Genomic DNA, 19,301 nt, shown 5'->3' with positions numbered 1-19,301 from the left:
CATCCCCGCGGCACCGATCGCGCTCATGGCGCCGCTGCCTCTGCCGCTCGCGCTTCCGACGGCAAGCTTGGCGGCCTGCTTGACCGAGCCGCTTCCTCCATCTCCGCCGCCTGCAACGACGCGCGGCGCCATCGCTCCGGCCGCGGAGGGCGCGAGCCCGTGGGCCAAGCGCGTCACGATGCCGGCGCTCACGGTCGGGCAGCTCGCGGAGCCTGTCGAGCGCGCGGGCCGCGACGCGACACCGGTGCTGGCGCTCCATGCGGGGCTCGCCGCGCCTGGGCCGCGGTCGCCGCTGCCGGCGCGGGGGCTCTCGACCGAGCCGCCCGCCGAGATCGTCGAGCTCCTCTGGTTCGAGGCGAAGGCGCTCCCGCGCATCCGCGCTTCGTGGAGCGACGTGATCCTCGATCTCGACTTCGAGGCGCTCGATCCGCGCCACGACCTGCCGGCTGGCGATGCGGGTTCTCCCAAAGATCACCACCACCTCGCCGGCCTGCTCACCAACGGCACACGGATCGAGCCGAGCGGCGTGCCGCAAGCCATCCTTGCGTCCATCAGCGAAAAGGGCCGCTTCACGCCGCCGCTCGTGCTCGTGGAGGGCGAGCTCCGGTTCGTCTTCGATGAGATCGAGGCACTCAGGGCGACCCTCGCCGTGGTCGCCCCGCTCGCAGGCGCGGACAGGAGCCTGAAGGAGGCGGTGGACCTCGCCAGCGAGCTCCTGAGGTCGCCCTACCCCGAGGGAGCGACCGGCGCGGCCGTCAGCTTGACGCAGCAGATCAAGGAGCGACTTCCGCTGCCAAGCCGTCCGCTGGCCGCCGCGCGCATCGAGACACAGGCGGAGCGGCTCCTGCTCGAGCAGCGGCGGTACCAGACCCGCGCCGTGCTGGGCGACACCTGGATTCGCGCGCTGCTCGGGGCGGGCGGACAGGATGCGCTGCCGGTGTACCTGCCGAAGCGCCTCGCGCCGTGGCTACCGATGCTGCCCAGGCTGCGCGTGCGCCTCGTCGCGGAGGCGCACCTCAGGCAGGACCAAGCCGAAAGCAGCCGGGTTGCCCTCAAGGCGCTCGCGCTCGGCAGGGTCGCCTCGTTGGAGGAGCTCCAGGGCGGCAGGCTGTGAGCTGGCCTCTGCTCAGCCAGGGGATCCTCGATGGCACTCGCTTCCGCACGGACCTCGACGGGGAAGGCGAGACGTCAGCCCTCGGGCGAGCCCGCGATCCTGACGCTCGCGAAGATTCGATCGAACATCGGGTCGAGCCGTGCGACCTCGTCCCTCGGAATCGTCGCCGTGAAGCTCAGCACCGTCGGCCGGGGCCCTGCCATGAACAGGAGCCGCTGCTCGAGCGGCCCGCTCTGACCACGCCACGCGAAGCGCAGCTCCAGCCCTGGCCGGCCGCCGACCGCGCGCTCGTCCCGCGCGAGGAGCTGGAACCCTTCGAGCCGCTTGGCCAGCTCCAGGAGCTGCCGGTCGCCGTACTTGCGGAAATCCTCGCCCGCCGCGAGCGCGTCGCGCGTCATCACCACGCTGGCGGCCGTGGCCTGGCCCGGCTCGGGCGAAGCCGCGAAGGCGACTATCGAGCGGTCCTCCCAGTCGCGCGGTACGTCGAAGGACACGTCGGAATTCTCGTAACGCGGCATGTCTCGGGCTCCCCGCTGGCGTCGCTGGCGTGACGCGCCGCGCGGAGCGCGCGACGCTCGCTTTGAAAGCACCGCGTCCGCCCCGGCGTCAAGGTGCTACCTGCGCAACCGCCGCGCTGCTGCACCGTGCCGGGCGAGGCGCGGCAAGGTGCGCCTCATCCCCGCGGCCCCCGCGCCCCGCCGTTGCCTTCGTCCTTGCCGGCCGGCGCGCTGTTGCCGGGACGTCCCGACTCCCTGGCCTCGCCGATCGTGGCTACCGAAGGCGCCTTCGCCCCCGTACTGTTGATGAACACGTTCGGCGTGCCGTCGATCTGCACCTCCTTGCCGGAGAGCTTGAGCACGCCGCCTGCCGAGATCTCGAGGTCACCCTGCGCATCGATGAAGATGCCGGAAGGCGTGATCCGGATCGACGCGACGCCGTTCGTGATGTGGACGGTTTGATCCTTGGTAATGGTGTACCCGACGCCGCCGCCGACCGTGACGCTCTGGCTCTCGCCGGCATCGATCGCATCCGATGTCCCGACGATCGCAGTGCGGCCCTTGCCAACGGTGCTCGTCTGGTGTTCGCCGATCGTCTGGTTGTGGCTCTTCCCGATGCTCGTGCTCTGGCTGCCCCCGACGGTCACCGCGTCGCCGTCGGTCACGCTGGCCGATCGGTTCCCAAACACGGTCGAACGCTGATCGCGCCGGATCACCTCGGTGTAATCGCGCTGCGCGTGGAGGTGGAGGACCTCGCGCCCCTTGGCGTCATCGAACGAGAGCTCGTTGTACCCGTCGGGACCGGGGGATGAGGCGCTCTTCCAGCCGCTCTTGGTTTTCTCGGCGGGCAGCGAATACGGTACGCGTATCGTGCTGTTATGGAGGCGGCCTACGATCATCGGCCGATCAGGATCGCCGTGGCAGAACTCGACCAGTACCTCCTGGCCAACGCGGGGGATCGCCATCATCCCATACCCGCCGCCAGCCCATCCCTGGCTCACGCGTATCCAGCACGAGCTCGTGTCGTCGGAGCGACCCTCGCGATCCCAGGGGAACTGCACGCGCACACGACCGAACTCGTCGGTATGGATCTCTTCGCCCGGAGGACCGACCACGATCGCGCCCTGCACGCCGACGACGCACGGCTTCGCCGTCTGCAGCGCGGGCCGGTAGGGCTCGCTCGTGAACACGGCGTCGCCGCGCGCGGTCCATTCGCCGTCGTGATCGCCCTCGAAGGTCGAGGTAACGACGAGCAACCCCCGGTCACGCGCGAGACCTTCCCGCGGATGATGTGTTATCGAGAAAGCGGTGCCGGGAGCGAGGTCGATCACGTTCGTGCGGAACCGGATGGACCGTCGGCCGCTCCGCTCGCGCTCCAGGCTCCGCGCTGCCAGCGCCTTCGCCTCCGCGAGATCGACCCGCGCGATGCCCCGGTCGTCAGCGACTGGCGTTTCGCCACCCTTGCCGGGCTCGACGACGAACGCCGCCGGATGGACAGGAAACTGCTCGTAGCGTAGCTCGTCGCTGGCGCCCATCTCAGCGTCGGCGAAGAGCCGCACATCAGGCCGGGTCCGGAAGTCGACATCGCGGAGGGTGACACGAGCGGGCCGAACCTCGTGGCGCACGACCACCTCGGTCACGAACTCGCGCCCGGCGGCCTCGTTCGGGTTGTCAGCGTAAGGGATCGGAGGCCCTCGGCGGGCTCCGTTGTTCTGAGGCACATCGCTCAGGATGAGCCGGCTGAGCGCAATTCCCTCGCCCCCGCTCTCCGCGTCGTGCGCGAAGTAGTATGAGATGCCCGCCTCTTCGAGCAAGCGGCTCAGGAAAGCGAAGTCGGTCTCGCCGTACTGAACGCGGTACTCGTACACCGGGTATTTCGCCCCGAGCAGGACCTCCGGCTGGATCTCCCACTCGCTCAGGATGCGGAGCACGATCTCCGGGATCGTGAGGTGCTGAAAGATGCGGCTGTTGCTCCGCAACGTCGTGCGAAACAGCCAGGGCACGATGCGCAGCCGGTAGGTGGACAGCCCCGTCGGCTCGGCCTTCACCTGCTCCATGTCGGCGCACAGGCCGGCCCAGACCCGCGCCGGCGAGAGGGCGTGCGCTGTACCCGACTCGACCTTGAAAGCGGCGGCCTTGCCGACGAGGCTGTCAAGATCGAGATCGTCACGCTCGGAGGCAGCCAGAACGGAGACCTCGAAGAGCGATGACATCCGCTCCTGGACCGAAAAGCGGCGCACGGAGAGCGACGCTTCCTTCGAGGCGAATGAGAGGGAGAGGTTCGGCATGATCGCTGCAGTGAGGATAGAGCCCGTGCCACGAGCTCGGCAAATTGCCGGGATCTGCGGTGCCGGCGCGCCCCGACACGAGCGCCCGCAGCCGGCGCCGCAGCCGGTGGGATCTGCTCCTAGAAGCCGACGCGGCGCCGGCCGGTGCCGTGGCTCGTCAGCCGGACGCTAATCGTCAGGGCGCCATAGCGGACCGAGATCGATCCTTCGACAGTCTGCCCAGCGCCCGCGGTGCTCGTCAGCCGCTCCTCGTTTCCGGCGAGCGGGTTGCAGCCGTTCTCTGCCCGCTGATCTTGGCCCTGTCTCCCGCGCGCACCCATGGGCCGAGCGAGCGCGTGATCCTCCCGCAGGCGTAGGGTGTGGTAGGCCACCGCCGAAGTGAGCCGAGCCCGCTCGCGGGTGCGCGCTGGTCGCGTTCTGCGCGACGCGCCTACCTTGGCGCCCCCCCGTGTCGCCTCCACGCGCGGCGCCGACGCCGCGCCCGAAATTACCAAATCGAGCCCTTCACACCCCCGCTTGTTCGGCCTCTCCGCGGTGCTCTCCAGAGGACCCAACTCCGCGATGCGACAGGATGTTTCTCCCGGGCGGGTCTCCGGGTAATTCGTCGCGAGTTACCGCCGACGCAGAATTACCGTTTCGTGCCCCTTCCAGAAGCGTCGGTCACGGTTGCTCCCGAACCCAAAACGGACGGAGGGACAGTATGGCATCCGCGGCTCTCGCGCGTGTATCGGCACAACTTGTTCATCGTCAGGCTCGCAATGGCACGCGTGTGGTCGAGAGGACATTCCCGGAGGTGCCCGCCAGAGGATCGTGCCCCCCGAGGGGGCTCGCCCAGCCCGCTACGGCGACGGCGACGCTCGCGATCCCGCTGGATGGGCTCACGCTCACGGCGCCGCAGCCGGAGTTGCTCTCGCAGAAGAACGTCGAGTCGGTCACCGGGATCCCGGCACGCGTCTTCCTCGACACGCTCCGCGGGCTAGGCTTCCCCCTGCCGGTCATGAAGCTCGGCAAGCTGCGCCTCGTCCAGCGCGAGGCGTTCGTCGCCTACCTCCAGGCGCTGGCCAGTAACTCGGCGCCGCCGCGAGCCGCGGCGGAGAATGAGCGGACGGGGGTTGTCGCGGTGCTGGCTGCTGTCGGTCTCGAACCGGTCCGGCAGCCGCGGGCCGCTCGAGTGAGCGCTGTTTCCGAAGGCCCGAGGCGTGGCTGGCCGTCGCCGAAGTAGGGTAGTGCTCAATTTTGAGCAATGGTCACTTCGTCGTCTTGACGGTCGACCTGATGCCGCACCCACGCGATGAGCGCGGTCTCCTCCTCCACATCCCGCCCGTCCCGCTTCATGAGCTCGATGTAGGCGAGGTGCGCCTCCGGAAGGCGCTGCGTCACGAGCTCTTTGATGCCCTCGGCGAGGTCGACGTGCGCCTCGCCGCACTCGGTGTCGCATTCCATGGCAGAGACGCATCGTGCGCTCGCAGCGCCACTGCCACGGGCGCGTGAGCATCACCTAGACACCACGAACACCATCGCCTACTAGTTGGCTGTAAAGTCCCAGCGACACGCCGGAGAGCATCCCAGCGGCCTCCTCAAGCGCACGCCGAACATCAGGCAGTGGATTCCCTTCGAATCTGAACGCCTCGACGAGCGCCCCATCGTCTCCTTTGACAGCAAGAAAAACCTCACCAGGCTCGTCCTTAGCGTCGAGGTGCGACGCCATCTCTGCAAGGCCGACGGCCTGGAACCCGGATTTCTTTACGTCTCCCACAGGCGACTTCGTTGCTGGATATCGAAAATACGTACTCTTAGCGTCCGCCTTTTCGATCTCAGAGATCCACCCGCCGAGCTCCACAGGAAACTGCGACCAGTCTGTGGTGGCAATAGCGTTTATTTTATCCACATTACTTAGGACCATTGACTGGAACGCTGCATAGAGCATGCCGACGCTGTGCGTTTGATGGAGAGGTTTCCATTTGCCGGCATCGAGAACTTTCGGTTCTTTCTCGTGTACGCCACCAGCGGTGGGAAGCTTGAGCGCGCGGTGGATGATCATCAGCGCAGACTTAAGAAACAACTCTACCGAGTGACGATACAGGTAGCAAATAGGTAGATGGCCATTGATGAATGCGAGCTGCCCCTCGTGTTGCTGGGCCAGCAAGTCGGCGGCGTCCTTGAACGCTTGACCCGTTGCGCCTAGGCCGTCGTCGAAGTGGCGGTCAAGAGGTGTCATGAATCTCTCGAACATGCGCAGAACCTCGGTTCGAAGATGATGGGCGGATGCCAGCGTCCGTACATAGCATCACTCCAGGCACTCGCGCCAGGCGTAGCCTGGGGTACCCCAGGCTACGTCAGCGTGTGTCAACGGCATCGCGGAGGGAGTCGAACACATATCCAGCTATGTTGCAAACTGGGCCTGAGGCCCTGCGGCGCTATGACGGCGCGTGTCCTATCTGCACCGAAACGCCGAAAAACATAGGCATTTCGTGCTACACGGCAGGGTACTTAGTAAAGCGCCCTGCCCTCGGCTGGACCCCGGAAGCAGGGCTGCGAAACATCGGGCGGTGGCCCGTCGAACGCGCATCGCACCGCGAGCATGGGCCGTCGTCCGGGGAGAGGCAAGGCCCTGCATGGCACACGTGCTGCCCTTGGCGAAGCGCGTCGAGGTCGTGGCTCATCTTGTCGAGGGGGCGGGCATCCGACCCACATCGCGGCTCACCGGCGTGAGCCAGCCGGCGATCCTGTCGCTGCTGCTCCGGGTCGGTGACGGCTGCGAGCGGCTCCACAACCGGCTCGTGTGCGACGTCGACTGCCGCGCGGTCCAGGTCGACGAGATCTGGAGCTACGTGCAGAAGAAGCAGGCGCGCGTGCAGCCGGGCGACTCGCCCGAGGTCGGCGAGGCGTACGTGTTCGTCGGCATGGCGAGCGCGTCGAAGCTCGTGATCGCCTACCGCGTGGGGAAGCGGGACGAGGCGAACACCGTCGCCTTCATCAAGGACCTCCGCGCGCGGCTGGTGAGCGTCCCGCAACTCTACAGCGATGGGGGGGGCGCCCTACGTCGCGGCCGTGGGCGCCTCGTTCGCTGGCTCGGTCGACTACGCCCAGGTGGTCAAGAACTACAGCCGGAAGGTCCGCAGGGACGACGATCACAGGTACGAGCCGCCGCGCGACCCGTTCATCACGAAGACGCCCGTCTTCGGGATGCCCGACATGAAGCGCGCCAGCACGAGCCATATCGAGCGGCAGAACCTCACGATCTGGATGCACATTCGCCGGTTCACGCGGCTCTGCAACGGCTTCAGCAAGCGCCTCCCGCACCACAAGGCCGCCGTCGCGCTGCACATGGCGTTCTACAACTTCTGCCGCCCGCACGAAGCGCTGCGCGTGACGCCCGCCATGGAGGCCGGGCTGACCGATCATGTCTGGAGCATCGAGGCGCTCATTGCCGCGGCGCTCGCAGAAGCGCCGGGGGAGCCACCGAAGCTCAAGGCGCTCAAGCTCCCGGAGCCGCCCGCGGGGGCGCCTACGACGCCCGCCAGGGCCCTGCCGAACGGGCGCGGGTTCCTGCGGCTCGTCGGCAGCGCGCCGGCTGCGCCGGTGGCGCCTACGGAGCCGGAGCCGCCGTCAGAGCCGCCGCCCGCCCCGAAGCCGAGGCGGATGGTGCAGCTCTCGCTGTTCGGAGAGCCCAACGACAGCTGATCGGCTCATCGAGCAGCAGAGCGAGGTGCTAGCTGCGTCTTGTACGTGGACATCGTCCGATCCATGCTGGCACGACGAGGAGGCGCCGATATGCACCAGCGGGCAGTGCGGATAGTCGAGGCTCCAACCGAGCCGGATGTCATTCTTGGCCGTGCTGTCGCTCCAGACCAACAAGGGCTGACGGTTTACACACTCGTTCGAGGCTTCAAGCCGACGGGGTTCCTGTACAGAGATCGACATGGCAAGTCGCGCCATAAGTCTACGGCTCTCTACGACGCGCGCGAGTGGGAGGGCGTGTTCCACGAAGGGGAACCCTTGTACATGCGGCGGTTCGAAGTGCCACTTTCGGTCAGGCTAAACACTGTGCGCGAACTTGCTGCGCAGCACATCAATCACTTTGGAAGTAAAGTTCGCCAGCTCTTCCGATTCAACCGTGGCAACGTGTAGCTCTACTGGGGTACCGTCGATGTCCGCATAGAGCGTACTACTGCTATCGTCGCTCTCGTCGCAGCGCAGGTGCGCGGGTACCGATTTGTTCCGTCGCACGATAGAGCAGCTAGCGCTCCAGTTCATGTCGTCGTTCGTTGCCTCAGCCGGTCCAAATCCAAGGTCGTTCGGATCGGTGACGTCGGCGTCACTCCAAGTTTTCCGCACGGCATCTCTAAGGTGTTGATGGATCCGTTTCATCTGCTGAAGAGTGCCCATATCCGATCTCCCGCCCGCGAGGGGCCGTGCGAGAGCCGACCCTTGACAGGGGGGAGCGTCCGCCGGGCACACTGATGCCCGTGCGCGAAAGCGCTCCGCCGATCGAGGGGTCGGCGACTTGAGAGGCCGGGTTGCAGCCCGGCCTTTCGCTTAGACACCGTCTTTCGGGCGTCGCGTCAAGCACGTTTCTGCGCGCGCGTTCAGATTGACAGATCTATTTCTTGGGAAATGGACGGTTGGTCAGGGCAATGCCTGCTCAGCGCCGCCACATCCGCAGCTTCATCGCCAGCGCCTCGCGGGCGATGCGGAGCCGGCTCGCCGCGGTGCTCGGGTTCATGCGGCGCCGCTTGGCGTTCGCGACGAGGCTCTCCGGGTCGTCCACGGAGAGGAGCGCGTCGACCTGCCAGCCCGGGAGCTCGGCCATGGCGTCGAGCACTTCGCGGGCTTCGATCTGCGCGTGCATGTCGATGCCGACGGGCTCGCGCAGCAACCCGAGCGGCGACGGATGCAGCACGGCACGGCGCGCCCACGCGCTATGGACGTAGTGCGAGGCGAGGCGCCACGCGATGCCGTGCAGCCACTTCCTCAGCGCGTCGCGCGGCTTGTCCCGCGGGTCTGGGCGATAGAGCCCGCGACGGACGGCGTTCCAGGCGTTGAGCAACACCTCGGCCTCCACGTCGCGGCGGTCGCGTCGCGGGATGCCGGCGAGCGTCGCCAGGACGATGCCGCGCTCCGCGAGGATCGCGTCGATGCTCGGCTTCTTTCTGGGATGTCACGCGGTCGGCTGGCTCTTCGCCCCCTTCCGCCGGGGCTTCACCCGGATCTCCCGCACATGGGGCAGCGGTCCGCCGCTGCAAGCCCACCGAGAAGCTGCTCGACGGTGACGCCCGCTGCCTTCGCGGCGCGCTGCGCGGTCGCGGGCGAGCCGTTGAAGCGCCCGTTGGCGATGCCCTCGACGCAGTTCACGGACGTGCCCATGACCTCGGCGAGGCAGGCCCATGAGCCGTACGCGGCTCGCAGGTTCTTCAGCGCCGCCCGGAGGCGCTTGCGCTGCGTGGGGGTGAGGGAGAGGCAGGGGACGGAGCGGCGACGGCGTGCGGGCGCACCTCCGCCTTGCCCGCCGTCGGGCGGGATCAGGTATCGCTGCACTGTCGGACCTCGGTTGCTCGGGGTTCGGCCACGCAGCCCGGGGTGGTGGAACACCCGCGGGCTGCACTTCCTTGCGGCCGAACCTACGCGGCGAGATCCTCTGTCGCCACGCCCGTCAGGCAAAGTTGAGCACTCCGGCTCAAAGTTGAGCGTTACCCGAAGTAGAGTGTGTCGGCCTGGCGCTGCCAATGGCTTCGCGTAGGCGCGTGTGGCTGACAGGGGGCAGCCACGACAGCGCTGGTCTTCCAGCTCTCGGTACAGGACGCCCCATGCTGGGCTGCCTGTGGCTCGCGCGCTTACGCGCCAGCTGAGCGCGTGGTCGAGGCCGAGGTGGACCACGTTCACGCTCGAGGTCTCCGGCGGTCTTTCAGGGCGTGATTCCGCGAGATCGCCGGCCCTCTCTCGATGGCGCCTCCGGCGCGGGCGCGACCGGCGGCGTCGGGAGGCCGGCCTTCTGAGCGAGTGCTCCGGAGCGGGCGCGGATCCGGTCGACGAGCGCGGCTTGCATCGCGATCTCGGCTTCGTGGAGCTCGTCGAGATGACGTACCCATGTCGAGACACGCACGCGTGGCGGTCGTTGCCGGATCGGCTCCCTCGGGTCCGGCCCAGCGCCGAGCGCGGCTCGCGCCCTCGTCCGCCGTGCGAGCGCTTGCTCGAGGACACGCTCCTCGGGCCCGAAGGCGGCGGCGAAGGACCAGGTGACCATGTCGGACCTTGTAAGCAAAGCCTCCATAGCCGTCCACCAGTCCACCAATCAATCCAGGTGGGACCTAATCTGTCATATCCGGCGTTTCTTCGTTCGACACGGTAATTGGGCCATGCCACAGAATTTGAGCTGCGCGCAGGTCGCGCAGCGGAGGGTAGCTGTATGAGTAACAAGCCCAAGACTGTTCCTGTCGATCCGCACAAGCGGTCGACGCCTTCACCGGTTCCTCCTGGTGGTCGGGACTACCCCAAGCCCGGGCCGAAGAACGTCCCTGTAGACGGTCACAAGAGGTCCCCGCCCTCGCCGTTACCGAAGGGAAAGTAGAGATGTAGCGCCGGCTCGTCGCTCGGCGAGCGTGCTGAGTGGTGCTCGCGTCCGCACGTTGCCGGCGGCGTGCGGACGGTTCTGATGCTGTTGGCTGGGCGCTTCAACGGACGACGCCCACGGCAGGCGAGCCCGGTTTCCCGCTCCTGCGATGCGTCTGAAAGCTGTCGTCCATCGAGCGTGCGGCAGTCCTCGCATGACTCAACCCGTGGCAGGACGCCGGCCCTGCGCTCGCGACCGCGCGACGGACCTGACACGCTGAGTATGGCGGCGTGGCGGCGGTGCCCCCCATGCGGTCGGCCTCGCGCTGGCCCCTCCGCCGGCGGGCCGTCGAGGGCGTGAACCCGACCGCGGATCGCGGTAGAAGAGGGGCGCCATGCCCCGTTCGCCGACCGGCACGCTGTTTCGCAACGCCTGGGGAAAACTCTACGTTCGCGTTCTCGTCGGCGACAACGAGCGCGAGAGCTTCCCGCTCGATCCGAAGCTTACCGAGGAGCAAGCCGAGCAGCGCAAGGAGCTCGTCGCCGACCTGGCCGCGCGGCTGCGTGCCTCGCGCAACGTCACGCGCGACGCGATCGTCGCGCTGCTGGAACGTGCTGCGGTGCGCGAGGGTAGGGCGCTCCGCGACGTCGTCCAGGCGGTCGAGGTCGTCTGCAAAGGCGGCACACAAGCGAAGGTCGTCCCTGGCGGCAGCTCGGTGCCGAAGCAGGTCACCGTCCAGCAGTTCGGCGAGCTCTGGACCTCCGGCGAGCTCGCGCGCATGTACCCCGATCACGTCAAGACGAAGCGCAGCGTGGAGCAGGACTTCTACCGGTTCGACCGCCACGTGTACCCGATCGCCGGTCGTGTCCCCGTCGCTGCTTTCACACTCGATGACGCGGAGCGCGTCATGCGCGCGCTCCCGGCGATGTCGCCCGCTTCTCGCCGTCACATCGCGCAGCTCCTGCACCGGCTCATGGCAATGGCCGTCTTCCCTTGCCGTCTCCTCGCGACGAACCCGCTCCCCCGCGGCTTCCTCCCGAAGCTTGGCCCCGCGAAGGCGAAGGCGTGCCTCTATCCCGACGAGGACGCGCGCCTGCTGGCTTGCACCGCAATCCCGTTGTGCTGGCGCGTCCTGTGGGGGTTCTTGAACCGAGAGGGACCGCGCATCAGCGAGGCGGCGCGCCTGCAGGTGCAGGACGTCGACCTCGATCGCGGTGCGCTGCGCCTGGAGAAGAACAAGACGAACGACCCGCGCGCATGGGCGCTGTCGCCCGGCGTTGCTCCAGCGCTACACGCATGGCTCGCGCTGCGCGGCAACCCGGCTCCCTCTGCTCCGCTGTTCATCAACGAGGATGGCGAACGCTTCAGCGTCGAGCACGCGGCCGAGCGGTTTCGCGCGCACCTCCAGCTTGCTGGCATCGATCGCCCGGAGCTCTTCGAGGACTCTGACGAGCGTCAGCAGGTGCGCGCCCACGACACGCGCTCAACCTTCATCACTGTCGCCCTCGCGAATGGCCGGAGCGAGACCTGGGTCGCCGACCGAACTGGACACCGGAGCTCGATCATGATCCAGAGGTATCGCCGGGCGGCCAGGACGTTTGCAGAGCTGGGCCTCGGCGAGCTAGCTTCCCTCGCCGAAGCGATCCCCGAGCTCGGGGGAAAAGGCACGGGAAACGGCACGGAGGAGGGTGGGGGCAGGACGGCGAGGCGAATAACAGAAGTAAAATCAACATCTTGGCCCCGTGGCGAAATGGCAGACGCGGTGGATTTAAAATCCGCGGCCCTCGCGGGCGTCCCGGTTCGAGTCCGGGCGGGGCTACCAGGCAGGGGAGGTGCTCGTCGGCAGGGTCATGCTCTTCGACGAGAGCAGCGGTCGTACCCGAGCAGCTCGCTGCGAGGAGGGCCCGGCCAGAAGGGCCTGCCCGGCAGGCATGGCCGATGGACCGGTCCACAGGCGGCACGTACATCGCTCCGCTGGCAGGCTCCGCCGGCGTGCTGACCGTTCTCGCTACGTTGGGCTTTTCCTTCTGAGCCGGACTGTCCCGTCGTCTCCGACCGTCCGCGGGCCCATGGCCGGCCGCATCGTTGCGCATTTGTGATATTTGTTACGTTTCGAGGCTGTCGAGAGCCTCCCCGGAGAGTTGCAACTCAACCCGGAGGCTGTCGAGAGCCTCCCCGGAGAGTTGCAACTCAACCCGGAGGCTGTCGAGAGCCTCCCCGGAGAGTTGCAACTCAACCTGGAGGCTGTCGAGAGCCTCCCCGGAGAGTTGAAACTCAACCCGGAGGCCGGCGGGAGGTTTTCCCGCGGCGTGGCGTCGTCTGTCCGTGCTCCGAGACGCCCTTCTCCTGCCTGGGACAGTCGGCCAGGACCACGGCGGCTACACCCTCTGCGCTCCGGCCATGTCAGCTCACACGGTCCGATGATCGCCGCGCCGACTTGCCCTGGACGCCGCGTGCCCGTCACGGGTTTATGGAACCCTGTGGCCGTGCGATGAAAGACAAGAACCCGCTCGCCTCCGCTCCTCTGGGCTCGACAAGGCTCTTGGGTTCGAGTAAGGGGGAGCGCCATTACATGGATCTGGACATCGACTGTCTGCGCGAGGCGAAGGTAGAGAACGTAGAACGTCTTGCTCACGCGCTGGGCGTCAAGCTTCCCGAGCACAAGCGCCACGACAGGCGCGCCTACAACCGTGAGCTCATCCGCGTGGTGATGCAGGGCATCCGGCGCGACGCCGAGCGGTCGCGTGGCCGCAGGTTCTTCGGTCGCAGCTGACGATTCCAGCCCCACAGTAGGCCACGGAAGGACGCTGGCCGACACTGTCCCTCTCCCGCTCCTGACAAGACGGCAGTTCTCCGCATCGTTCGGAGAACCGCGCTCCAGCCGCCTACCGCCCCTGCGGCTTGCTCCGCAGCGTCAGCCGGCTCCCGGTCACCCGGCTCCGGGCCGCCATCAGGAGCGGCGCCGCCGGGGTGAGCGGATCCACCAGGTCGTTCACCTGGAGCATCGCCCTGTCCGCCACTTTCCACGCCGCCGACAGCCCCGACGCCCCCTGCTGGGGCGACCCGGCCAGATCCAGCGCCCGGCTCAGCTCCTTGCCCACCTGCGCGATGCGAGCGAGCTCCTCCCGCGACGACCCCCCCTCCTTCGCCGCCGCGTAGATCGTCCGCACCACCCCGAGCAGATCCCGCACGGCATCGAAGGGAAACGGCGGGACGCTGACCGGAATCGGCACTGAGCCAATGTACAGCAATTCGCCCCGCAATGGACCGATCGCATTCCCTTATCTCGCGTAAGATTTCCTCTAAATCGTCTCAGATGTAACTTTAGTAACAGAAATAATCAGTTGAGCGGCCCCACCGCCTCCTCCACCGCGGCGATGAGCGCTCCGCTCTGGATGAGCTCCGCGGCCGCCGCGATGTCGCGGTAGAGGGGGCGGTCCTCGGTGAGCCCGGGCACCACGCGGCGGATGGCGGCGTGGGCGGCGGCGACGCCCGCGCTGGGGCGGAGCGGGAGCCGCTGGTCGACGCCCTGGGCCGCCGTGATGAGCTCGATCGCCAGCGAGCTCCGGACGTTCTCGATCACCTGCGCGAGCTTTCGGGCGCTGATGCTGCCCATGCTCACGTGGTCCTCGCGGCCGGCGCTCGACGGGATCGAGTCGACGCTCGCCGGGTGGCAGAGCACCTTGTTCTCGCTCACCAGCGAGGCGCTCGCCACCTGGGCGATCATGAACCCCGAGTGCAGCCCGCTGTGCGGCGCCAGGAACGGCGTCAGCCCGGTCGAGAGCGCGGGGTTGACCAGCTGCTCCACCCGCCGCTCGCTGATGTTCGCGAGCTCCGCCGCCGCCATCGCGGCGAGATCCAGGGCGAGCGCGACCGGCTGCCCGTGGAAGTTGCCGCCCGAGATCAGCTCGGCGCCGCCGTCCGGCCCCTCCCCGAGGAACACCGTGGGGTTGTCCGTGACGCTGTTGACCTCGCGGGTCAGCACCTCGGCGGCCCAGGTGACCGCGTCGCGCGTCGCGCCGTGGACCTGGGGCATGCAGCGGAGCGAGTAGGCGTCCTGCACCCTGGGGCAGTCCGCGTGGCTCTGCATGATCTCGCTGCCCCCGAGCAGCGCGCGCAGGTTGCCGGCCGTGCCGGCCTGACCCGGGTGCGGGCGGACGCGCATCAGCCGCTCGTCGAACGGGCGCTTCGAGCCCATCAGCGCCTCGAGGCTCACCGCGCCGGCGATGTCCGCGACCGTGCACAGCGCGGCCGCGTCCCGCAGCGCCAGCGCGCCGAGCGCGGTCATGTACTGCGTCCCGTTGATCAGCGCGAGCCCCTCCTTCGCCGCCAGCTCGATCGGCGCGAGGCCGGCCTTCGCGAGCGCCACCGCGCTCGGCAGGAGCTGCCCCTCGAAGCGCGCCTCCCCCTCGCCGATGAGCGTCAGCGCGAGGTGCGCGAGCGGCGCCAGATCGCCCGACGCGCCGACCGACCCCTGCGCTGGGATGCGCGGGCTCACGCGGCGCTCGAGCAGGGCGGCGAGCAGATCGAGCACCTCCGTGCGCACCCCCGAGTGCCCCAGCGCGATCACCTGCGCGCGCAGGACGATCATGGCGCGCACCTCGGCCTCGCCGAGCTCCGGCCCGACCCCGCAGGCGTGGCTCCGCACGAGGTTGCGCTGGAGCGCCCGGATGTCGTGATCCGCGATGCGCGTCTCCGCGAGCGCGCCGAAGCCGGTGTTGATCCCGTACACCGCCGGCGCAGCGTCGCCCGCCGCCGCGATCGCGTCGATCGCCCGGCGCGAGGCCGCCGCCCGCTCGCGCGCCTCGGCGCAGATCGCCACCGGACGACCGCGCCGCGCGACCTCCTCGAGATCCGCGAGCGAGAGCGATCGACCGAGGAGCAACGGACGTGACGGACGTGACGGACGTGACGGACGTGACGGATCCGACGGAGGAGGCGGCGAAGAAGGAGAACCAGCGGCGGCGCTCGGCGTGGAAAGGGTCACGAAGGCGCACGCTAGAGCGGCGGATGCCCCGCGAAAAGCCAGCTGCGCGCCGTTGACGGAAGAATCCAGTGCCCCGCGGGGATCGAACCGCCTATCCTTCGGGCGCGCGTTCCCGGCCGAGCGCTGGTGAGCGGCTGCTTGCTTCCGATGCGCTTCGCCTTCGTCACCCTCGCCCCCCTTGCGTTTGCTGTCGCGCTCGCCTCGCCGAGCGCCGCTCAGCCCGTCGAAGGAGCGAGCTCCACGCAGGACTCTCCACCAGCCGCGCCAGCCGCGCCGGCCGCTCCGGCCACCGACGACTTCGAGGAGCGGCTCGTGCTCGACACCGGCCGCAAGCCGCCGCCGCCGCCGGATCCCACCCGGTGGACGTTCTCGTTGCAGGGCGAGTACCAGCTCCGCTACCGCGCCATGAGCGATCTGCCGCTCCGGGCGCCGCCCCTGTCGGCGCCGGGCGCGGCGACGCTCGGGCAGAGCCAGTACATCGCCCACTGGCTGCGCCTCTCGCCGCGCCTCCACTTCAAGGACAAGGCCTCGATCGTGGCGCAGATCGACGTCGTCCGGGGGCTCATCGCCGGGGACACCACGCGCGACGTCGAGCAGGTGCGCGACGCGCGCGCCGCCCTCGCGTGGTACGAGGTGCACCCGCGCGCCCTCTACCTGGAGCTGCCGTGGGCGCTCGGCGTCGTCCGGGTCGGCCAGCAGAGCGCGCACTGGGGGATGGGGCTCGTCGTCAACGACGGCGAGCGCGCGAGCGTCTTCGGCGACCACGAGCGCGGATCGCTCATGGAACGCGTCCTCTTCGCGGCCGCGCCGCTGGGGAAGGGCGGGCCGCTCCACGTGACCGTCGCGGCCGACCTCGTGTTCGAGGACAACGCGGCCGACCTGCTCGGAAACGACGTCGAGGGGCAGGACGAAGGCGAGGGCGATCGCGCTTTCCAGGCGGTCGTGTCCGCGCTCTGGCGAGAGCGGTACGGCGAGATCGGGATCTACGGCGCCATGCGGCGGCAGGCGCGCGAGCGCCGCGCGAAGACGAGCTCGGCCCGGTTCAACGAGATGCTCACGGCCGGCATCCTCGACGTCGCAGGCAAGTTCAACGCGCCGGTGCCGGGGGGCGGCGCCCACATCTACGGCGAGCTCGAGGCCGCGGTGATCCTCGGCGCGGCGTCGTTCGCCCCGAGCGGGCCCCCGCCGCCCTCCGGCCACGGGTTCGGGCGCTCGCCCGTGGCGGTGCGCTCGATCGGCGGCGCGGCGACGCTCGGCGCGGTGCACGTCGCGGGCCGCGGGGGGCGGCCGGCCGAGCGGTGGGGGCGCGTCGTCACGGAGATCGAGGCCGGCTACGCCTCGGCCGACGACGACCCGACGGACGGCGTCTCGCGGCGCTTCACCTTCGACCCGAGCCACAACGTCGGGCTCCTCCTGTTCGACGAGGTGCTCGCCTGGAAGACCGCGCGCGCCGCCACGATCGCCGAGCGGGAGCTCTTCGCCGCGTCCCCCGAGCCAGGCATCAGGTCGCTGCCGTCCAAGGGGGGCGTGCCCGGCGCCGCCTACGTGAACCCGCGCGTCCTCGTGCGGCCGGCGCGCTGGCTCGACCTCAAGGCGGGCGCGGTCATCGCCGAGGCGACCTCGGATCTGGTCGATCCTTACGGCGCCCCGCGGGCGGGCGGCAGCCTGGCCAACTACGACGGCGGCGACAGCCGCCGCCGCGATCTCGGCGTCGAGCTGGACCTCGGCGTCGACGCGCGCATCGCGATGGGCAGGCTCGTCACCCTCCAGTTCGGCACCGAGGCCGGGGTCCTGTTCCCCGGCGGCGCCTTCGACGACGCCGCGGGCGCCGAGCTCCCCGATCAGTACCTGCTCACGCTCAAGCTGGGCGTGATCCACTGAGCTGGCCAGGGCGCGCCGGGCCCCCGGTCGAGCCCGCGCGGGACACAGCAGACGAGGGCCGCCCAGGGTGCTAGAGGGCGGTTGCGAGGGCCGCCCGCCCGCGCGCCGCAGCGGGCGCCTCTGGCAGACAGCAGGGAGAAACGATGCGCAAACGACTCGCGCTGAGCCACCTTCCGACACCGATCCAGCGCCCGCAGCGGCTCGCCGAGGCGCTCGGCGTCGACCTCTACGTGAAGCGCGACGACATGACGGCGGGCGCGGAGGCCGGCAACAAGATCCGCAAGCTCGAGTACCTGCTCGCCGCCGCGCGGGAGGAGGGCGCAGGCTGCGTGATCACCTGCGGCGGCCTCCAGTCGAACCACGCGCGCGCGACCGCGCTGGTGAGCGCCTCGCTCGGCCTGCGTTCGGTGCTGTTCCTGCGCACGAGCGACCCGTCGGCGGCCGCGCCGCTCGAGGGCAACGTGCTGCTCGACCGGCTCGCCGGCGCGGAGATCCGGCTGATCTCGCCCGAGGCGTACAGGGAGCGCGCCGCCCTGATGGCCGAGGCGGCCGCCGAGATCCGCGCGGCGGGCGGCCGGCCGTACGTGATCCCCGAGGGCGGCTCGAACGGCCTCGGCGCGCTCGGCTACGTGCGCGCGATGGAGGAGATCCGGAAGCAGCTCGATCTCGGCCTCGCGGGGGGCAAGCCGTTCGACGTCATCGTGCACGCGTGCGGCTCCGGCGGGACGGCGGCGGGCACCGCGCTCGGCGCGGCCCGCTACGAGGTCGCCGGCGAGGTGCGCGCGATGGCGGTCTGCGAGGACAGGGCGACGTTCGCGCGGATCGTGGTCGGGATCATGGACGACGCGCGCGCGCTCGAGCCGCGCCTCGGCTCGCCCGCCCGCCTCGTGATCGACGACGCGGCGAAGGGCCCTGCCTACGGGGTGTCCACGCCGGAGCAGCGCGCGCGGATCCTCCAGGTGGCGCGGCTGTCGGGCCTCGTCCTCGACCCCGTGTACACGGGCAAGGCGTTCTCCGGGCTCTGGGACCTGGCCGAGCGAGGCGAGCTCTCGGGCAAGCGGGTGCTGTTCCTGCACACCGGCGGCCTCCCCGGCCTCCTCGCCCAGGGCGCGACCTTCGCCGACGCGCTCTAGAGCAGATCAGCGCCTCAGGGCGCGCCGCGCCACCACGCGTCGGCCATCGACGCGTCTTCCAGGGTGTCGATCTCCATGTAGCCGCCGTGGGTGTCGAGCTTGTGGAGGTCGGCGCCGGACTCGATCATGTGCTCTAGCAGATCGATGAGGTACGCCCGCTGGAACGTGCGGCCCTCGCGGAACTCCGGCCGCTCCGAGAAGGCGTCGCGCGCGGCGTCGAAGGCGGCCAGGAACTGCCCGGCGCCCCGCGCCGAGAGCTTCATCACCCCGATGAACTCGCCGGTCGCGGCCTCCGAAGGGATGCGGCGCGAGATCTGGAGGACGCGATCCCCCCCGGCGCCGCCGGCGCGGAGCTTCTCGGCGTCGGTCTCGGGGTGCTGCGAGCGGCCCACGTAGCGGCGCCGCCAGTCCGTGTCGCACGCGAGCGCGATGTCGTGCGGGGAGCGGACCAGCCCCGCCACGATCTCGGGCCGGTAGACGATGTCGGCGTACGTCGAGACGAAGCCGCCCTCGAGGTGCTCGCGCGCGCAGAGGAGCGAGAGAAGGATGTTGTTCTGCTCCCAGTCGCGGTTCTCGACGTACGTCAGATCCGGGTAGGCGGCCCGGATGACGTCGGCCTTGTAGCCGCAGACGAACACGATATCCGACCGCCGGAAGCCGCCCGCGGCGAGCGCCTCGAGGATGCCGTCGAGCATCGGGCGCCCGAGGATCGGGACCAGCGTCTTCGGCAGCTCTTCGGTCAGGTGACGCAGCCGGCTGCCCCGGCCCGCCCCGATGATCACGGCCTTCACGACACCGCTGTTAGCATGAACGGAGTCGGTTCATCACGGACAATCACGGGGATTCCCGCG

The 19,301-nt window shown here is 69.3% G+C and carries 15 protein-coding genes, 1 tRNA gene and 2 pseudogenes; 8 read left to right on the top strand and 10 right to left on the bottom strand.

Translation table 11 applies throughout. The annotated features are described in order from the left end of the window. The first annotated feature begins 79 nt into the window (after positions 1 to 79). Positions 80 to 1,114 carry a hypothetical protein gene (locus WMF27_RS30315; RefSeq protein ID WP_437765391.1) on the top strand — a complete coding sequence of 345 codons (1,035 nt, stop codon included), beginning with the start codon at positions 80 to 82 and terminating at the stop codon, positions 1,112 to 1,114. A 74-nt stretch (positions 1,115 to 1,188) separates the two neighbouring features. Here WMF27_RS30315 and WMF27_RS30310 read toward each other — a convergent pair whose 3' ends face one another. Then, positions 1,189 to 1,608 (bottom strand): DcrB-related protein, encoded by a 420-nt coding sequence (locus tag WMF27_RS30310; RefSeq protein ID WP_437765392.1) that lies wholly within the window; start codon positions 1,606 to 1,608, stop codon positions 1,189 to 1,191. Between the two features lie 179 nt (positions 1,609 to 1,787). Beyond that, the gene (locus tag WMF27_RS30305) at positions 1,788 to 3,899 is read right to left on the bottom strand and encodes a type VI secretion system Vgr family protein (RefSeq protein WP_437765393.1); all 2,112 of its coding nucleotides are present in this window, start codon (positions 3,897 to 3,899) and stop codon (positions 1,788 to 1,790) included. Between the two features lie 793 nt (positions 3,900 to 4,692). Here WMF27_RS30305 and WMF27_RS30300 point away from each other — a divergent pair. Beyond that, the gene (locus tag WMF27_RS30300; RefSeq protein WP_437765394.1) at positions 4,693 to 5,121 is read left to right on the top strand and encodes a hypothetical protein; all 429 of its coding nucleotides are present in this window, start codon (positions 4,693 to 4,695) and stop codon (positions 5,119 to 5,121) included. Positions 5,122 to 5,129: 8 nt separating this feature from the next. On the opposite strand, the gene WMF27_RS30295 is transcribed toward WMF27_RS30300, so the two are convergent. Together WMF27_RS30295 and WMF27_RS30290 are read right to left on the bottom strand one after the other, a co-directional pair. Then, positions 5,130 to 5,342 (bottom strand): hypothetical protein, encoded by a 213-nt coding sequence (locus WMF27_RS30295; protein ID WP_437765395.1) that lies wholly within the window; start codon positions 5,340 to 5,342, stop codon positions 5,130 to 5,132. 55 nt (positions 5,343 to 5,397) lie between these two features. Beyond that, a complete protein-coding gene (locus tag WMF27_RS30290; protein ID WP_437765396.1) occupies positions 5,398 to 6,132 on the bottom strand; it encodes a hypothetical protein in 735 nt (244 codons plus the stop codon). 382 nt (positions 6,133 to 6,514) lie between these two features. Here WMF27_RS30290 and WMF27_RS30285 point away from each other — a divergent pair. Further along, positions 6,515 to 7,583: pseudogene (locus tag WMF27_RS30285) on the top strand (IS1 family transposase). A 354-nt stretch (positions 7,584 to 7,937) separates the two neighbouring features. Here the strand turns inward: WMF27_RS30285 and WMF27_RS30280 are convergent. From WMF27_RS30280 to WMF27_RS30270, 3 genes are all read right to left on the bottom strand, one after another. Beyond that, the gene (locus tag WMF27_RS30280) at positions 7,938 to 8,288 is read right to left on the bottom strand and encodes a hypothetical protein (RefSeq protein WP_437765397.1); all 351 of its coding nucleotides are present in this window, start codon (positions 8,286 to 8,288) and stop codon (positions 7,938 to 7,940) included. 256 nt (positions 8,289 to 8,544) lie between these two features. Next, complete coding sequence (locus tag WMF27_RS30275) at positions 8,545 to 8,952, bottom strand: sigma-70 family RNA polymerase sigma factor (protein ID WP_437765398.1); 408 nt, start codon at positions 8,950 to 8,952, stop codon at positions 8,545 to 8,547. 149 nt (positions 8,953 to 9,101) lie between these two features. Further along, entirely contained in the window at positions 9,102 to 9,437 is a 336-nt protein-coding gene (locus WMF27_RS30270) for a transcriptional regulator (RefSeq protein WP_437765399.1), read from the bottom strand. A gap of 1,406 nt (positions 9,438 to 10,843) precedes the next feature. Between WMF27_RS30270 and WMF27_RS30265 the strand changes: the two are divergent. From WMF27_RS30265 to WMF27_RS30255, 3 genes and pseudogenes are all read left to right on the top strand, one after another. Beyond that, positions 10,844 to 11,980, top strand: a pseudogene (locus tag WMF27_RS30265) (tyrosine-type recombinase/integrase); the annotation flags it as partial. Between the two features lie 205 nt (positions 11,981 to 12,185). Then, a tRNA-Leu gene (locus WMF27_RS30260) sits at positions 12,186 to 12,271 on the top strand. Positions 12,272 to 12,940: 669 nt separating this feature from the next. Beyond that, positions 12,941 to 13,222 carry a hypothetical protein gene (locus WMF27_RS30255; protein WP_437765400.1) on the top strand — a complete coding sequence of 94 codons (282 nt, stop codon included), beginning with the start codon at positions 12,941 to 12,943 and terminating at the stop codon, positions 13,220 to 13,222. A gap of 112 nt (positions 13,223 to 13,334) precedes the next feature. Here the strand turns inward: WMF27_RS30255 and WMF27_RS30250 are convergent, their stop codons facing one another. Further along, complete coding sequence (locus WMF27_RS30250) at positions 13,335 to 13,682, bottom strand: hypothetical protein (RefSeq protein WP_231864341.1); 348 nt, start codon at positions 13,680 to 13,682, stop codon at positions 13,335 to 13,337. A 107-nt stretch (positions 13,683 to 13,789) separates the two neighbouring features. After that, entirely contained in the window at positions 13,790 to 15,334 is a 1,545-nt protein-coding gene (hutH, locus tag WMF27_RS30245) for a histidine ammonia-lyase (RefSeq protein ID WP_437765401.1), read from the bottom strand. 249 nt (positions 15,335 to 15,583) lie between these two features. Between hutH and WMF27_RS30240 the strand changes: the two genes are divergently transcribed. Both WMF27_RS30240 and WMF27_RS30235 read left to right on the top strand, forming a co-directional pair. Then, entirely contained in the window at positions 15,584 to 17,317 is a 1,734-nt protein-coding gene (locus WMF27_RS30240) for a hypothetical protein (protein ID WP_437765402.1), read from the top strand. Between the two features lie 143 nt (positions 17,318 to 17,460). Beyond that, the gene (locus WMF27_RS30235; RefSeq protein WP_437765403.1) at positions 17,461 to 18,450 is read left to right on the top strand and encodes a D-cysteine desulfhydrase family protein; all 990 of its coding nucleotides are present in this window, start codon (positions 17,461 to 17,463) and stop codon (positions 18,448 to 18,450) included. Between the two features lie 14 nt (positions 18,451 to 18,464). Here the strand turns inward: WMF27_RS30235 and WMF27_RS30230 are convergent, their stop codons facing one another. Beyond that, positions 18,465 to 19,241 carry an NTP transferase domain-containing protein gene (locus tag WMF27_RS30230; RefSeq protein WP_437765404.1) on the bottom strand — a complete coding sequence of 259 codons (777 nt, stop codon included), beginning with the start codon at positions 19,239 to 19,241 and terminating at the stop codon, positions 18,465 to 18,467. Positions 19,242 to 19,301 lie beyond the last annotated feature (60 nt).

It is taken from the genome of Sorangium sp. So ce281 (assembly GCF_051527395.1).
Classification (GTDB): domain Bacteria; phylum Myxococcota_A; class Polyangia; order Polyangiales; family Polyangiaceae; genus Sorangium; species Sorangium cellulosum_B.
The sequence above is the reverse complement of the archived record's forward strand: the minus strand, read 5'-3'. Positions and strand labels throughout refer to the sequence as shown.

Excerpts from the sequence above, each read along its gene's own strand:
- WMF27_RS30305 (WP_437765393.1), bottom strand. The coding sequence starts at position 3,899 with ATGCCGAACCTCTCCCTCTCATTCGCCTCGAAGGAAGCGTCGCTCTCC.
- WMF27_RS30295 (WP_437765395.1), bottom strand. The coding sequence starts at position 5,342 with ATGGAATGCGACACCGAGTGCGGCGAGGCGCACGTCGACCTCGCCGAG.
- WMF27_RS30290 (WP_437765396.1), bottom strand. The coding sequence starts at position 6,132 with ATGTTCGAGAGATTCATGACACCTCTTGACCGCCACTTCGACGACGGC.
- WMF27_RS30280 (WP_437765397.1), bottom strand. The coding sequence starts at position 8,288 with ATGGGCACTCTTCAGCAGATGAAACGGATCCATCAACACCTTAGAGAT.
- WMF27_RS30255 (WP_437765400.1), top strand. The coding sequence starts at position 12,941 with ATGAAAGACAAGAACCCGCTCGCCTCCGCTCCTCTGGGCTCGACAAGG.
- WMF27_RS30240 (WP_437765402.1), top strand. The coding sequence starts at position 15,584 with ATGCGCTTCGCCTTCGTCACCCTCGCCCCCCTTGCGTTTGCTGTCGCG.
- WMF27_RS30235 (WP_437765403.1), top strand. The coding sequence starts at position 17,461 with ATGCGCAAACGACTCGCGCTGAGCCACCTTCCGACACCGATCCAGCGC.